The organism is Elongatibacter sediminis (assembly GCF_037892215.1).
Taxonomy (GTDB): Bacteria; Pseudomonadota; Gammaproteobacteria; order Xanthomonadales; family SZUA-36; genus Elongatibacter; species Elongatibacter sediminis.
In genome coordinates this window covers 194,303-208,906 of the sequence record NZ_JAZHOG010000009.1, presented here as the reverse complement: position 1 = coordinate 208,906, position 14,604 = coordinate 194,303, and the positions used below count along the sequence as shown (strand labels likewise).

Here is a 14,604-nt window from a genome sequence, read left to right as displayed (position 1 = left end):
TTTTTCGGGTTCAGGCCGGCCGTGTCTGGGAAGCGACCCATTCCAGATAAGACGGGGCGCCTTCAGACACATCGAGGGCGATCACCTCCGGCACGTCGTACGGATGATGGCGCTCCAGCCATCGCTGCAACTCCGGGTAACGCGAACCGGTGGTCTTGATGATCATCAGGGTCTCGGCCTCATCGCTCACTTCGCCCTGCCAGCGATAGATAGACCGGATTCCGTCGATGACGTTCACGCAGGCAGCCAGGCCGTGCTCCACCAGCCCGCCTGCCAGGCGGGCCGCGCAGGCGGAATCCGGGCAGGTGCACAGCACCACGCGGCAATCGGCAGGATCGGTCACGGACGGGCGGGTCTCGGGCATGCTGGGGATTCTATCGGATTCGTGTCCGCCGGGCGGTGGCGCGCACGCGCGCCCGGTGTGCTGCTATGCTCGTGCGCAAACGAACGAGGGGTCGGCGCGACCGGAGGAAAACATGCTCAGAAAAGTGATCGCCGTGATGGCCGGACTGTTCACAGCCGTTGCGCTGGTGGCCCTGATCGAGTCGATCAGCCACCGGATTTACCCGCCGCCACCCGGCATCGACTTCCGCGATCCGGAGCAGCTCGCAAGCTTCATCAACGGGTTGCCGCTGAGCGCCCTGCTCTGGGTGCTCGGGGCGTGGGTGCTGGGCACGCTCGCCGGCGCCTGGCTGGCCTGCTGGATTGCCCGCGACCGCACCTGGCTCATTGCCGCCATCATCGGCGCGGTCATGCTCACCGCCACCGCCCTGAACCTGGCCGCCATTCCGCACCCGACGTGGTTTTCGGTCTCGGCCGTCATCGGGGTGGCGGCGGCCGCCCTGGCAGGCGGCCGAATCGCCGCCGTCACGGGCATCCGCCTGCGCTCTTTGTGATGCCCCAAAAAAAACGCCGGGCGAACCCGGCGTTTTCGATAGCTGACTGCAGGTGCTGATCAGAGCAGCGGAACGATCAGCAGCGCCACGATGTTGATGATCTTGATCAGCGGGTTGATGGCCGGGCCCGCGGTGTCCTTGTAGGGGTCGCCCACGGTGTCACCGGTCACGGCCGCCGCATGGGCTTCGGTACCCTTGCCGCCGAAGTTGCCATCCTCGATGTATTTCTTGGCGTTGTCCCAGGCGCCGCCGCCCGTGGTCATGGAGATGGCCACGAACAGGCCGGTCACGATGGTGCCCACCAGCAGGCCACCCAGGGCCTGAGCGCCCAGCAGCTTGCCGACGATGATCGGCACCAGCAGCGGCAGCAGCGACGGGATGATCATTTCCTTGATGGCCGATTTGGTCAGCAGGTCGACCGCGCGCGAGTAGTCGGGCTTGGTCGTGCCTTCCATGATGCCGGGAATCTCGCGGAACTGGCGGCGGACTTCGTTGACCACCGAACCGGCCGCCCGGCCCACCGCTTCCATCGCCATGGCGCCGAACAGATACGGCACCAGGCCACCGATGAACAGGCCGATGATGACCCGGTGATCCGACAGGTCGAAGGTCAATCCGGCGAGACCGGCTTTCTCGAGACTGTGCGTGTAATCGGCGAACAGAACCAGGGCCGCGAGACCGGCGGAACCGATGGCATAGCCCTTGGTTACCGCCTTGGTGGTGTTGCCCACCGCATCCAGCGCGTCAGTCGTATTGCGCACCTCGGCCGGCAGTTCGGCCATCTCGGCTATGCCCCCGGCGTTGTCGGTAATGGGGCCGAAGGCATCGAGCGCCACGATCATGCCGGTCATCGACAGCATTGTCGTCGCGGCGATGGCGATGCCGTAGAGGCCCGCCAGTTCGAACGAACCCCAGATCGACGCACACACGGCAATCACCGGCAGCGCGGTGGACTTCATCGAAACACCGAGCCCGGCGATGATGTTGGTCGCATGCCCGGTGGTGGACGCTTCGGCCACCTTCTTCACCGGGCCGAACTCGGTGCCGGTGTAGTACTCGGTAATGACCACCATGGCCGCCGTCAGCGCCAGGCCGATCAGCGCGGCGAAATACAGGTTGCTGCTGCCCTCGCCCATGATCGACGTGGTCACCGGGTAGAACGCGACCGCGGCGAGTACGCCCGAGACGATCACGCCCTTGTACAGGGCGCCCATGATCTTGCCGCCTTCCTTCGTTCTCACGAAGAAGGTGCCGATTACCGAGGCCACGATGCTGAGGCCGCCGAGCACCATCGGGTACAGCACCGCGTTGGCGCCAACCGTCTCGATCATCAGGCTGCCCAGCAGCATGGTGGCGACCAGGGTCACCGCGTAGGTTTCGAACAGGTCGGCCGCCATGCCGGCACAATCGCCGACGTTGTCGCCCACGTTGTCGGCAATCACGGCGGGGTTGCGCGGATCGTCTTCGGGAATGCCGGCTTCGACCTTGCCCACCAGATCAGCACCCACATCGGCACCCTTGGTGAAAATGCCGCCGCCCAGTCGCGCGAAGATGGAAATCAGCGAACCGCCGAAAGCCAGTCCGACCAGCGCGTGCAGCGCATCGGCTTCCGAGGCTCCGGATCCCTTGAGCAACATGTAGTAGCCAGCCACGCCCATCAGGCCGAGCCCGACCACCAGCAATCCGGTGATGGCCCCGCCACGGAAGGCAATGTTGAGCGCCGGGTTGACCCCGGTGCGCGCGGCCTCGGCGGTGCGCACATTCGCCCGCACCGAGACGAACATGCCGATGTAACCGGCCAGCGCGGAGAAGATGGCGCCGATGGCGAAGCCGCCGGCGGTGGCCCAGCCCAGTGTCAGGCCGACCACGACGAACAGCACGACACCGACGATGCCGATGGTCGTGTACTGCCGGTTCATATAGGCTTTCGCACCTTCCTGCACGGCGGCCGCGATGCTCTGCATCTTTTCATTACCCGCCGGTCGGCCGATCACCCAGGACGTCATGAACAGACCGTAGATCACGGCCAGTACAGAAGCACCGAGCGCCAGCCAAAGCGCCATGTCATTGCTCATCTGAACCTCCCTCAAAACGCGGAATCAATAGTTTCTTTCGATATCTCCAGCCTTTGCCGCACGGTCAAATCAGCCCGGCCGGCCACTAAAAATCGAGCCATGGTAACAAATCCCCGAAACCCGTGTCCGCAGGCGATCCAGCCCGCCGGGCACTCCGCCGGGCACTCCCCCGGGCGCCACTGCGCGGGGCCGGGGCGAGCCGGGAAACCGGCCTCCCGGATTTCACACTTCGAATTCCGGCAGGACTTTTTTCACCATGGCTTTCTTGAGCCGCACGTATTTGGGCAGCCCGTGTTTGTCGTAAGGGGGATAGGCTTCACCCCGGATCAGTGGTTCGAGATACCGGCGCGCCGAGGGCGTGATGCCAAAACCATTTTTGGTGATGTAGCTGCGTGGCATCTTCTTCTCGCGGTTGGCGACCCGGCTCAGGCGGGTCTCCGCGATTTTCCAGCGGTAGGGATCGTTCGATACCCGCTTGATCACGGGCATCACGCCGGACTTGCCTTCCAGCGCCAGTTTCACGGCGGCGGCTCCCACCGCCCAGGCCTGCTCGACATCGGTTTCCGAGGCGATGTGCCGGGCGGACCGCTGCAGGTAATCGGACACGGCCCAGTGGTACTTGTAACCCAGTCCGTCCTTGACGATTTCCGCGACCACCGGAGCCGCGCCACCGAGCTGGGCGTGGCCGAACGCATCGCGGGTACCGGCTTCGGCCAGGAAGCGCCCGTCCGGGCCGCGCACGCCTTCGGAGACCACGATGGAACAATACCCGTGGGTTTCCACGGCCTGTTTGACCCGGGCGAGGAAGGCCTTGCGATCGAACGGAATCTCCGGAAACAGGATCACGTGCGGCGGATCACCGTCCTCGCGCTGCGCCAGGGCGCCAGCCGCCGCGATCCAGCCGGCATGCCGGCCCATGACTTCGAGAATGAATACCTTGGTCGAGCTCGACGCCATCGAGGCGACGTCCAGGCTGGCTTCCAGGATGGACACGGCCACGTACTTGGCCACCGAACCGAAACCCGGACAGTTGTCGGTCACCGGCAAATCGTTGTCGATGGTCTTCGGCACACCGATGCACTGCACCGGAAACCCGAGCTTTTTGCCGATCTGCGACACCTTGTATGCGGTGTCGGCCGAATCTCCGCCTCCGTTGTAGAAAAAGTAACCCACGTTGTGGGCCTTGAGCACTTCGATCAGGCGCTCGTACTCGCGCCGGCTCTCCTCGATGCTTCTGAGCTTGTACCGGCAGGAGCCGAATGCACCGCCGGGCGTGTGCCGCAGGCCGGCGATGTCCGCTTTGCGCTCGCGGGTGGTGTCAATCAATTCCTCACGCAGAACCCCGATGATTCCGTCCCGGCCGGCCAGCACCTTGCCGATACGGTCGCGGTTCTGCCGCGCGGTTTCAATAACCCCGCAGGCCGTGGCGTTGATGACCGGGGTGACGCCCCCGGACTGGGCGTAAAGAATGTTTTTTTTCATGGGAAAAGACCTGTTTTCTGCGGGGCGAATCGCATTGACTTGCCTGGGGTCAGAGGTTAGCGTTAGCGGCTTATTCTAGAGGACGGGAATCGCGTTATGCGAATCGTTTTACTGGGCCCCCCCGGATCGGGCAAGGGCACCCAGGCAGCCAGGCTGGTCGAGGCTTTGGAGCTGCCGCATATTTCCACCGGTGTGTTGTTGCGCGCGGCCGTCGAGGCCGGCTCGGACCTCGGCCGGGCCGCGAAAGCGGTCATGGACCGCGGTGAACTGGTCTCTGACGACATCATGCTGGGTCTCATCGAGGAACGTCTGGGCGAGGACGATGTGCGCGCTGGCTTCATTCTCGACGGCTATCCCCGCAACCTGACCCAGGCCCGCGCGCTCGATGAGTTGCTCGAACGGCTGGAGCAACCGGTCCAGGATGCCCTCCTCATCGACGTCAACGAAGAAGAAGTGGTACACCGCATCGCCGGCCGCGCGGCCGAGGAAGGCCGCAGCGACGACTCCGAGGATGTCGTTCGCAACCGGCTCCGCGTGTATACCGAGCAAACCGCGCCGGTCGTCGATTTCTATGCGGCCAAGGGCGTGTTGACGCGCATCCTCGGCGAAGGCAGTGTCGACGAAGTCTTTCAGCGCATCATGGGCGCCCTCAAAGCCCGGGAATCCGGCGCGTCCACACCCGCGTGACCGGCGGCTACCGCCGCCGGGCCCGGAGCAGGGCCGGATGAGCCGTCTGCTGCTGCGCCTGATCGACATCATGCGCTTTCGCGCCGGCCCACAGGATCTGCCGGGAGGCTGGGGCTTCGCAGTCATCTTCATGGTCATTTACGGCCTTATGGGCGCGGTGACCGATCGCATGCTGGATGGCGCGGAGGCCGCGCCCCGCAGCTTGTTCTCGCTGATGGTGCAGGTGTGCGCCGGCGCCGCCCTGCTGTGGCTGCGCCGGGTGCCGAGCCGGCTGCCGCAAACCATCAGTGCCCTGGCCGGCACCGGCATCGTATTCGGCTTCATCACCATCCTGCTGTTGCTGCAGGTCACGCCCCAGGGGTTTCCGCAAGGGCTGGGCCTGATCTGGCTGGGGATCTTTCTCTGGAGTCTGTTCGTCGATGCCCATATCTACCGTCACGCCCTGTCCATTACAATGAGCCTGGGCGTGCTGGTGGCAGTAACGGTGTTCGCGCTCAATTTCCTGGTCATCGAAGCGCTGTTTCCGGCACCAGCCGGTAGCGGTTAGGAACGACATGCACATTCATATTCTCGGAGCCTGCGGAACATTCATGGGCGGCGTCGCGCTGCTGGCAAAACGTGCCGGTCACCGTGTGTCGGGCTCGGACCAGCACACCTATCCGCCGATGAGCACGCAGCTCGAAGCCGAAGGCATCGAGCTTTACGAGGGCTACGAGGCCGCGCACCTCGATCCGGTTCCCGACCTGGTCATCATTGGCAACGCGCTGAGTCGCGGCAATCCCGCCGTGGAACACGTGCTCAACGAGGGCATGAACTACACCTCCGGGCCACGCTGGCTGGGGGAAAATTACCTGCGCGGCAAGAACGTCATCGCGGTCGCCGGCACCCACGGCAAGACCTCCACCGCCAGCCTGGTCGCGTGGATTCTGGAGCACGCCGGCCTCAATCCGGGATTCCTCATCGGCGGAGTCCCCAAGGACTTCGGCTTTTCGGCACGTGACGGCCAGCAGCACTTCGTGGTCGAGGCCGATGAATACGACACGGCGTTCTTCGACAAACGCGCCAAGTTCGTCCATTACCGGCCGGCCATCGCCATTCTCAACAACCTGGAATTCGACCACGCCGATATCTATCCGGATATCCAGTCGATCCAGACGCAGTTCCACCACCTGGTGCGCACCATCCCCGGCAGCGGAACCATCATCAGCAATGCGCGTGACACCCATCTCGAGGCGGTGCTGGAGAAGGGATGCTGGAGCCGTCTGGAGCGGTTTTCGCTGGGCGAGGACGAGGCCGACTGGCAGGTACAACTGGTCAAACCCGGCGGCAGCGAACTCGCATTCTTCCATGGCGGCAAACCCGTCGGCACCCTGAGCTGGAACCAACAGGGCCGACACAACGCCATGAACGCCTGCGCGGCCCTGGCGGCGGTCACGGCGGCCGGCGTCGACCCCGCCACCGCGCTGGAAGCGATGCACCGGTTCGCCGGCGTCAAACGCCGCATGGAATTGATCTCCGAGGTCGATGGCATCCGCGTCTATGACGACTTCGCGCATCACCCCACCGCCATCCGCCTGACCCTCGAAGGCCTGCGCCGGAACATCGGCAACGCGCGCCTGCTGGTCGCACTGGAGCCGCGCAGCAATACCATGCGCGCCGGCATCCACGTCAACGAGCTCGGACCCGCCCTGGTCGCCGCCGACCGGGTCTGGCTGAAAGCCGGCGACGGCATCGACTGGGATCCACAGGAAGCGCTGTCCTCGCTGGAGGGCCAGGGCCGCATCGTCACTCGTACCCAGGACATGCTGCAGCAGATGGGCGAGGCGGTCCGGGAAGGCGATCATGTCGTATTCATGAGCAATGGCGGTTTCGACGCCGCACCGCGGCGCTTCTGCAGAATGTTGACCGACCCCGGGCCGTGACCGAAATTCCGCTGTTTCCGCTGCGGACGGTGCTGTTTCCGGATGGCTATCTTCCGTTGCGGATTTTTGAACAGCGGTATCTGGACATGGTGCGCGAATGCGCACGCACCGACACGGGATTCGGTGTTTGCCTGATCCTCGAGGGCGAAGAGGCCATTGCGCCGGTCAAGCCGGCCCAGGTGGGAACGCTGGCCCAGATCATCGACTGGTACACCCTGGACGACGGCCTGCTGGGCGTGTCAGCCGTCGGCACCAGCCGATTCGTGCTCCAGCAGGCGGAGCGGCGCGAAGACGGCTTGCTGGTCGGCTCGGTCACCTGGCTGCCCGAACCTTCGCCCATCGCCGTTCCCGAGCCCTATTCCGTGCTTAGCCAGGTCCTGGGGCGATTCATGGAAAAAGTGGGCGAACGCTACCCCTCGTTCAGCGAAGAGCAACTCGACGACGCGGTCTGGGTGGGCTATCGCCTGGCCGAACTCCTTCCCCTGGCCGCGGTGGAGAAGCAACACCTGCTGGAACTCAGCGATCCGCTGGAACGCCTGCAGAATCTGGTCGAGACCCTCCCGCGCTTCCAATCGGAATAGCCCGGCCCGGCGAAGAGCCGGCGGCCGGAAGTCATATTCAGTCCGTCGCGGAACGCAACAGCACCAGGTTTTCGGTCACCTGGCGGTATTCCAGCTCCGCCGGAAGCGCGAGCAGTGCCTCCAGGCGTTGCGGCGGCAACGGCACCGAGCGCCAGTAACTGAAAAACCCGAAGCGCTGTACCAGGTGCTCGTTGGAAATCTGCGCCAGGTAAATCGCCGCGTCGCCCGGGCGCAGGCGGTAACCCGAATCCCACAGGCGCACCGTCTGCAGCTCGCCGGTGCGGTGGTCGTGACGGCGCAGCAACAGGGTTTCCGAGCGGCCCTCGAACGCCCGGCCCAGCAGCGGCAGGGACGCCTCGTCGGGCCGCGGATTGAGCGCCTGCAGGATCCAGCGCCAGTCGGTATCCGGCACCCGCGCCCAGCCCTGACGTGCCAGACGCTCCTCGAGCTGATCCGCCGCACCGGCCACCTGCGCATTGAAGCGGCGCGTCGTGCGCGTGAAAGCGCCGGTACGGTACACCGGCAACTCCCGCCACCCGGACACCCACCATTCATCGGCGGAAACGACCTGCAGCGGTGGCGGTGTCTGCAGGGCGGCCACCTCTTCGGCGGTGTGCTCGTTCGCCTGCCACACGAACAGACCGAACAGCGAGCCGTAGAAAATCAGACCGGCGACCGCACCCGAAAACGGCCGCATCGCACGCTGCCGATAGGCAATGCCCACGATCAGGGTCCAGGCCAGGCCGAGCAGCAGCCCCATCAGCACGCCGCTGAACCACTCCAGCCCCAGGTACAGACGCGCCAGCACCTGCAGGGTCAGCACCAGAGCGGCGACCAGGTAGGGCCACTGGCGGTGTTTACGCCGGACTTCGCGCGCGACCATCACCGCGAAAAAGCTGAAGACCACCGTGATCAGGACCATGGGCGAACTGGGTACACGCACCCACTCTCCCGACATCTCGATGATGGGTGGTGTCGAGCGCAGGCTCCAGTCCAGTAACAACTGCAGCAGCCAACCGCCACCGATCGCGGCAAGCCAGTGCAGGGCGGCAACGTGGCGGCGGGCCCCGATGAGCCAGAACAGTACCGCAGCACTGGAGAACAGCATCACCGGCCATTTGGACAACTGGCTGATGGCCACCAGGGCCGGATCGGCCAGATGGTTATGCAGGGACAACGCCAGGGCCTGCACGCCCTGATCGAGAGCCTTCGGCTGCGCCGAAAACGGCTCCATCAGCATCAGCATGCCCAGACCCCAGAAAATGACGACCAGCAATGCGCCCAGCATCGAGACCGACAGCACTTCGGGCTGGGCCGGGTCCAGCAACGGCCCGGACACCCGGCCCAGAACCGGGTGCCGGCGGGTCCAGCGGATGGCATGCCGCATCCAGCGGGCCGAGCGGCTGGCCAGGGGTTCGTAAATCAGCCGCATGAGCCACCAGGTCAGCCACAGCGCGCCGAGCCCGACCACCAGCACCATGGTGAGACGGCCGGTGTACTCGGAAGCGACTTCCAGGGAAGCGCCGAACAGGATGCCGGGCAGCAGAAACGAAGGCGCCCACGCGATGCATGCGGCCACGTCCACGGTGAAGAATTTCGTGGGCCGCATGCCCATGATGCCGGCCACGGCGGGGACGACCGGACGCAGCGGCCCGATAAACCGCCCCGCGACCACGCCTTTCGATCCGTGCACCCGGAAGAATCGAATGCCACGGTCCATCATCCCGGGATAGCGAGAGAACGGCCACACTTCGAGCAGATGTTCGCGGTTGCGGAACCCCAGCAGGTAGCTGAGGGAATCCCCCAGCAGCGCTCCCAGGGACGCGGCCAGCCAGACCGAAACCAGGTCGATCACACCCAGCCCGATCAGGGTACCCATGCCGAACAGGATCATGACCCCCGGCAGAATGATGCCGACCAGGACCAGCGACTCGAAAAAGGCGACGCCGAACACGATCAGCGCACCCCATGCGGGGTTGGCATTGACCCATGCCAGCAAGTCCTGTGTCCAGCTTTCCGCGCCCACGCTTTTCGTCCGTCCTGATAACGCCTTACGGGAAGGCGGTTATGATAAGGGATGGACGCGGCGGCAGCGTTACCGCACGCATCGAATCATCGAACGACAAGCCCGAATTCATGCCACAGACCGAACAACCTCGGACGCCGCTGCAGACCGCCGCCCGCTTCACGCCCCTGCTCCTGCTCGCACTGCTGGCCATTCTGATCGCGGTCCGCGTGCACCTGGTCGACCGGAATCTCGGCACCTACCTGGCCTGCCCGGGGTGTTTCGATACGATGGTGCTGGCCGCCGACACCTCGTTCCTGGCGGCCCTGGCCGGTGTGCTGCTGCTCGCGGGCGTGCTGCGTCCCCTGTGGCTGGGGCGAGCGGTCCAGGTGGGCGCCGGCGTGCTGGTCGTGGTCTATGCAACGGACCTCATCGTCTTTCGCTTGTTCAATGCACGGCTTTTCCTGTCCGACATTCGCCTGTTCCTGGTCGAACCCGCCGCGACCTGGAATCAGCTCAGCTCGGGCCTGGGCGGGGTACTGCCCGGCGCGGCCGTCCTGCTGGGCGCGCTGGCCCTGCTCGTCTGGCTCGCCTGGACACCACCGGCCCGCGGACGGAGGCAACGCATCCTGCTGGCCGCCGTTCTGTCGGTATCGCTGATCGCCGCCGCGATCACCCGCGGGGGTGTGTACGTCAACGACTGGGCGGTGGACAACGTGCTGGTGGCGAACCTGTCCACCAGCGCGCATACGCCGTACAGCGAAGATCATGCCGACGAGGTTCGGGCCCGCCAACCACGGCCCTGGCGCCTGAACGGGCCGGCCCCCGGGATCGTACCGCCAACGACCCTGAACAGCGATGCCACACGGAGCGATGGCCTGAATGTCATCGTGCTCATGCTTGAATCCTGGTCGGCCTGGCACAGCGAGGCCTGGGGCGGCTACGAGGCGTGGACGCCACAGCTCGATGCGGCGGCGAAGCGCGGCAGGAGCTACACCAATTTTCACGCCATCGGGTTTTCGACCGACCGGGGCCTGGTCGGCATCCTCGCCGGGCAACAACTCTGGGAACCCTTTCTGCACCTGTTCGAGACCCCGCCATTCCATTCCATGTGGGGCGTCGAGCGCAGCCTGCCGCGCGCCTTCACCCCCCACGGCTACCACACGGCCTTCCTGACCAGCGGACCCCTGACCCTGTATCGCAAGGGCGAATGGCTGGCCGACCTGGGATTTGACGAAGTGGAGGGCAACGAGCATGCGTTTTACGAATCCGAACCCCGCTACGCATTCGGAGCCGCGTCGGACGACGCCCTGTACCGCCGGGCCGCCGCCTGGATGGACGGGGCTTCCGCACCCTATCTGCTGGTTCTGGAAACCGTCACCACCCACCAGCCCTACACCGACCCCACCACGGGGGAGCGTTCCCTCAAAGGCGCGATGCAGTTCGCCGACCGCGCCTTCGGTGAATTCCTGGCCGACCTCGACCGCCGCCGGTTTTTCGACCGCGGCGTCCTTGTCGTCGCCAGCGATCACCGCTCCATGACCCCGGTACCGGCGCGTGAACTGAGCGCCTGGGGCGCGGCCGCGCTGTCGCGGGTGCCGGCATTCATCATCGGCCCGGGCTTTGAGGCGGGCAGCCGCGGCACGGCGGTTCATTCCCAGGCCGATCTTGTGCCATCATTCGAGTTGTGGCTCGGCGGCGCGACCGACCTGGAGGCCCACCAGGCTGTGATGTTCGGTGCAGCCTCGAACGTCGCAGCTTCACGGCCCGACGACCGGCCGCGCTGCGCCTTCCACGGCCGCATGGATCAACGTGGCCGCGTGGACGTGCATTGCGGCACCGGTCATGGCCAGGTCCGGCTCGACGGCGATCGAACGGAGTTCGTGGGATCACAGGGACTGGACGCGGACACCCGTTCCGGCGTGCTGGACACCCTCGCGCTGCTGCGCCTGCAGGGCCTGGAGCGCCACCTGAACCACACCCGCTCGCCCGAACCGGAGCCGGCGCGCGAGTAGAACCGGTTAGAATCCGTGGATCCGTCGTGCGCTGACGGCTCCGAGACAACAGGCACACACCGTCATGACCCATCCGACATCGACCTCCTCGCCTCCCGCCTCCGAAGCTTCCCTGACGGGCCGCACCCTGTTCATCACCGGCGCATCGCGCGGCATTGGCAAGGCCATCGCCGTGCGCGCGGCCCGTGATGGCGCGAACATCGTCGTCGCGGCCAAGACCGACCGGCGGCACCCAAAGCTGGAAGGCACGATTCACACGACGGTCGAGGAAATCGAAGCGGCCGGCGGCCACGGACTCGCGCTGCGCCTGGACGTGCGCGACGATGCCGCGGTCGACGACGCGGTCGCCCGGGCGGCGGACCATTTCGGCGGCATCGACATCCTGGTCAACAACGCCAGCGCCATTCTCCTTCAGGGCGTGGAGGAACTGGCGATGAAACGTTACGACCTGATGTTCGATGTCAATGTTCGCGGCACCTATACGATGTCGCGCGCCTGCGTGCCGTGGCTGCTGAAGTCCCCCAACGCCCATGTGCTGAATCTGTCACCGCCGCTGAACCTCGATCCCCAGTGGTTCAAGGATCACGTCGCCTACACCATGGCCAAGTACGGGATGAGCATGTGCGTGCTGGGGATGGCGGAAGAGTTTCGCGACCGCGGCATCGCCTTCAATGCCCTGTGGCCACGAACGGTCATCGCCACCGCGGCCATCAATCTGCTTCCGTCAGTGTCCCCGGAACACTGCCGCACGCCCGAAATCATGGCCGATGCGGCGCATGCGGTGCTGACCCGCGATGCCCGCGAGTGCACCGGGAATTTCTTCATCGACGAGGATCTCCTCCGCTCGGAAGGGGTCCGCGACTTCGATTCTTACCAGGTAGCACCCGGACAACCTCTGCTCAAGGACCTGTTTCTGGATTGACGGTTTGCTGATGCGATAGCCAGGAGGCCTTGGAGATTTCTCGTTCGTTCAATTCGGCTGATCTGATGAGCTCGTGGAAAATGTGCCCTCGAGCAGGCAGGTGCTACGGCACATTCCCCTCAGGGGACGGCGTGGACCCTTCCCTGGGGCCTTCGCGCCGCCGTCCTGGCGGCGAGACCCCTGAGGGGAACGCGCCGCATCACCTGCCTGGGCAGAAGTGAATACTTACGGTGGCAAATCCTCAATCCCGTACCACTGCTTCAGCGCTCAAATTCACTTCTGCCTTTGTGTTCCGCCCGCCAACGTCACTGCAGCCCAGCCGGGTGATGTGACATGCCCCTTCCAGGACTGTCGAAAACAGGACGTTTTCGATCAAGGCCCCAGGGACGGGTTTATGCCGGGTCCTGGAAGGGGCATGTCACAGCGCGCGGCGGACCTCAGTGGCACCCAGCCCTGATTTTCAAAAGGCGAAGGTTCACTCCCGGGCGAAACCAGAAGGGGAGCCAAGCCAAAGCCTGTGTCCCCTGGCGGGGGCAGGTCACGGCGCGCGGCTGAGCTCGCGGAAGGACTCGCCAGCCGCGGTGATGGTGGCTTCGAGGTGCTCTTCGGTATGGGCCGAGGAAACGAAGCCGGCTTCGTAGGCGGACGGGGCGAGGTAGACGCCGCGATCGAGCATGAGGTGGAAGAAACGCCGGAAGGCCTCGATGTCACAGGCTCCGGATTGCTCGAAATTGATCACTCGCCCGGCGTCGGTGAAGAACAAACCGAACATCGCGCCAACCTGAGTCGTCCGAAAGGGCACGCCGTGGCGATTGGCTTCCCGGGCGATGCCCTCGACCAGAGTCCGGGTGGATTCTTCCAGATGCTCGTAGAAGCCCTCGGCGGTGATCAGATCGAGATTGGCCAGACCCGCCGCCATCGCGACCGGATTGCCGGACAGGGTGCCGGCCTGGTAGACGGGGCCGCTGGGGGCGATCTGTTCCATGTACTCGCGCTTGCCACCGAACGCGCCGACCGGCATGCCGCCGCCGATGACCTTGCCGAAAGTCGACAGGTCCGGCGTGATGCCGTAAAGCCCCTGAGCGCCGCCCAGCGCCACCCGGAAACCCGTCATCACCTCGTCGAAAATCAGCAGGCAACCGTGCGTGTCGCACAGCGAGCGCAGTCCTTCGAGATAGCCCTCGACGGGAGGAATGCAGTTCATGTTGCCGGCAACAGGTTCGACGATAATGGCCGCGACTTTCGTGCCGTGCGCTTCCAGGCAGTCAGCCACTGCCGCCAGGTCATTGAAGGGGAGAGTCAGGGTCAGGTCCGCGAGCGGGCCGGGAACACCCGGTGAATTGGGCACACCGAGCGTGAGCGCGCCGCTGCCGGCTTTGACCAGGAAGCTGTCGGCGTGTCCGTGGTAGCAGCCTTCGAACTTGATGATGGCATCGCGCCCGGTCGCCGCGCGCGCCAGGCGGATCGCGCTCATGGTGGCCTCGGTACCCGAATTGACCATTCGTACCATGTCCATGGCCGGCACGAGTTGGCACAGGCGCTCCGCCATCGTCACCTCCGCCGGGCACGGTGCGCCGAAGCTGAGGCCCTGGGCCGCCGCATGCTGCACCGCCGCCACCACGTGGGGATGCGCATGGCCGGCGATCATCGGCCCCCACGAGCCCACGTAATCGATGTAGCTGCGTCCGTCGGTGTCATACAGGCAGGCCCCTTCGGCGCGGGTGAAAAACACCGGATCGCCACCGACTCCATTGAAGGCGCGCACCGGCGAATTGACGCCGCCGGGGATGTGCGCCCGGGCGCGGTCGAAGAGATTTGGCTCACGGATCGGGGTGTTGCTCATGACGGAAGTTCCGGGTTCGGTGGTCGGGGAAGCGGCCATTCTGGTGCGTGCGCCGGCCAACCGCAAGCCGGCCCCGGAACCGCTCACCCGGGGTGCTACCATGCAATGGCGCCGCATGGCACACTACGCGGCTTTGACGAAAATGCACGGGAACCGAGTGTGAGCGACAACGGCTA

At 65.2% G+C, this 14,604-nt stretch carries 13 protein-coding genes; 8 read left to right on the top strand and 5 right to left on the bottom strand.

What is annotated here, in order from left to right; genetic code table 11:
* Positions 1–10: 10 nt before the first annotated feature.
* Positions 11–364: a divalent-cation tolerance protein CutA gene (gene cutA, locus V3330_RS14200; protein WP_354696098.1), complete on the bottom strand. Its 354-nt coding sequence runs from the start codon at positions 362–364 to the stop codon at positions 11–13.
* 112 nt (positions 365–476) lie between these two features.
* Between cutA and V3330_RS14195 the strand changes: the two genes are divergently transcribed.
* Positions 477–896: a hypothetical protein gene (locus V3330_RS14195; RefSeq protein ID WP_354696097.1), complete on the top strand. Its 420-nt coding sequence runs from the start codon at positions 477–479 to the stop codon at positions 894–896.
* Positions 897–955: 59 nt separating this feature from the next.
* On the opposite strand, the gene V3330_RS14190 is transcribed toward V3330_RS14195, so the two are convergent.
* Positions 956–2,971, bottom strand: a complete 2,016-nt coding sequence (locus V3330_RS14190; RefSeq protein ID WP_354696096.1) for a sodium-translocating pyrophosphatase — start codon at positions 2,969–2,971, stop codon at positions 956–958.
* 222 nt (positions 2,972–3,193) lie between these two features.
* Positions 3,194–4,453, bottom strand: a complete 1,260-nt coding sequence (locus tag V3330_RS14185; protein WP_354696095.1) for a 6-phosphofructokinase — start codon at positions 4,451–4,453, stop codon at positions 3,194–3,196.
* Between the two features lie 96 nt (positions 4,454–4,549).
* Between V3330_RS14185 and V3330_RS14180 the strand changes: the two genes are divergently transcribed.
* From V3330_RS14180 to V3330_RS14165, 4 genes are read left to right on the top strand one after another with little or no spacing between them, the layout of a single operon-like run.
* Positions 4,550–5,140 (top strand): adenylate kinase, encoded by a 591-nt coding sequence (locus tag V3330_RS14180; protein ID WP_354696094.1) that lies wholly within the window; start codon positions 4,550–4,552, stop codon positions 5,138–5,140.
* A gap of 37 nt (positions 5,141–5,177) precedes the next feature.
* Complete coding sequence (locus tag V3330_RS14175) at positions 5,178–5,687, top strand: hypothetical protein (protein ID WP_354696093.1); 510 nt, start codon at positions 5,178–5,180, stop codon at positions 5,685–5,687.
* Positions 5,688–5,694: 7 nt separating this feature from the next.
* Positions 5,695–7,062 carry a UDP-N-acetylmuramate:L-alanyl-gamma-D-glutamyl-meso-diaminopimelate ligase gene (mpl, locus tag V3330_RS14170; protein WP_354696092.1) on the top strand — a complete coding sequence of 456 codons (1,368 nt, stop codon included), beginning with the start codon at positions 5,695–5,697 and terminating at the stop codon, positions 7,060–7,062.
* Positions 7,059–7,643 (top strand): LON peptidase substrate-binding domain-containing protein, encoded by a 585-nt coding sequence (locus tag V3330_RS14165; RefSeq protein WP_354696091.1) that lies wholly within the window; start codon positions 7,059–7,061, stop codon positions 7,641–7,643. Before mpl ends, V3330_RS14165 begins: the two co-directional genes overlap by 4 nt.
* 37 nt (positions 7,644–7,680) lie before the next feature.
* On the opposite strand, the gene V3330_RS14160 is transcribed toward V3330_RS14165, so the two are convergent.
* Complete coding sequence (locus V3330_RS14160; protein ID WP_354696090.1) at positions 7,681–9,669, bottom strand: VTT domain-containing protein; 1,989 nt, start codon at positions 9,667–9,669, stop codon at positions 7,681–7,683.
* Positions 9,670–9,779: 110 nt separating this feature from the next.
* Here V3330_RS14160 and V3330_RS14155 point away from each other — a divergent pair, with 110 nt between their 5' ends.
* Together V3330_RS14155 and V3330_RS14150 are read left to right on the top strand one after the other, a co-directional pair.
* Positions 9,780–11,663: an LTA synthase family protein gene (locus V3330_RS14155; protein ID WP_354696089.1), complete on the top strand. Its 1,884-nt coding sequence runs from the start codon at positions 9,780–9,782 to the stop codon at positions 11,661–11,663.
* A 64-nt stretch (positions 11,664–11,727) separates the two neighbouring features.
* Positions 11,728–12,585, top strand: a complete 858-nt coding sequence (locus V3330_RS14150) for an SDR family oxidoreductase (RefSeq protein WP_354696088.1) — start codon at positions 11,728–11,730, stop codon at positions 12,583–12,585.
* Between the two features lie 538 nt (positions 12,586–13,123).
* Here V3330_RS14150 and hemL read toward each other — a convergent pair.
* The gene (hemL, locus tag V3330_RS14145) at positions 13,124–14,428 is read right to left on the bottom strand and encodes a glutamate-1-semialdehyde 2,1-aminomutase (RefSeq protein ID WP_354696087.1); all 1,305 of its coding nucleotides are present in this window, start codon (positions 14,426–14,428) and stop codon (positions 13,124–13,126) included.
* Here hemL and V3330_RS14140 point away from each other — a divergent pair.
* Positions 14,427–14,591 carry a hypothetical protein gene (locus V3330_RS14140; RefSeq protein WP_354696086.1) on the top strand — a complete coding sequence of 55 codons (165 nt, stop codon included), beginning with the start codon at positions 14,427–14,429 and terminating at the stop codon, positions 14,589–14,591. The genes hemL and V3330_RS14140 overlap by 2 nt on opposite strands.
* Positions 14,592–14,604 lie beyond the last annotated feature (13 nt).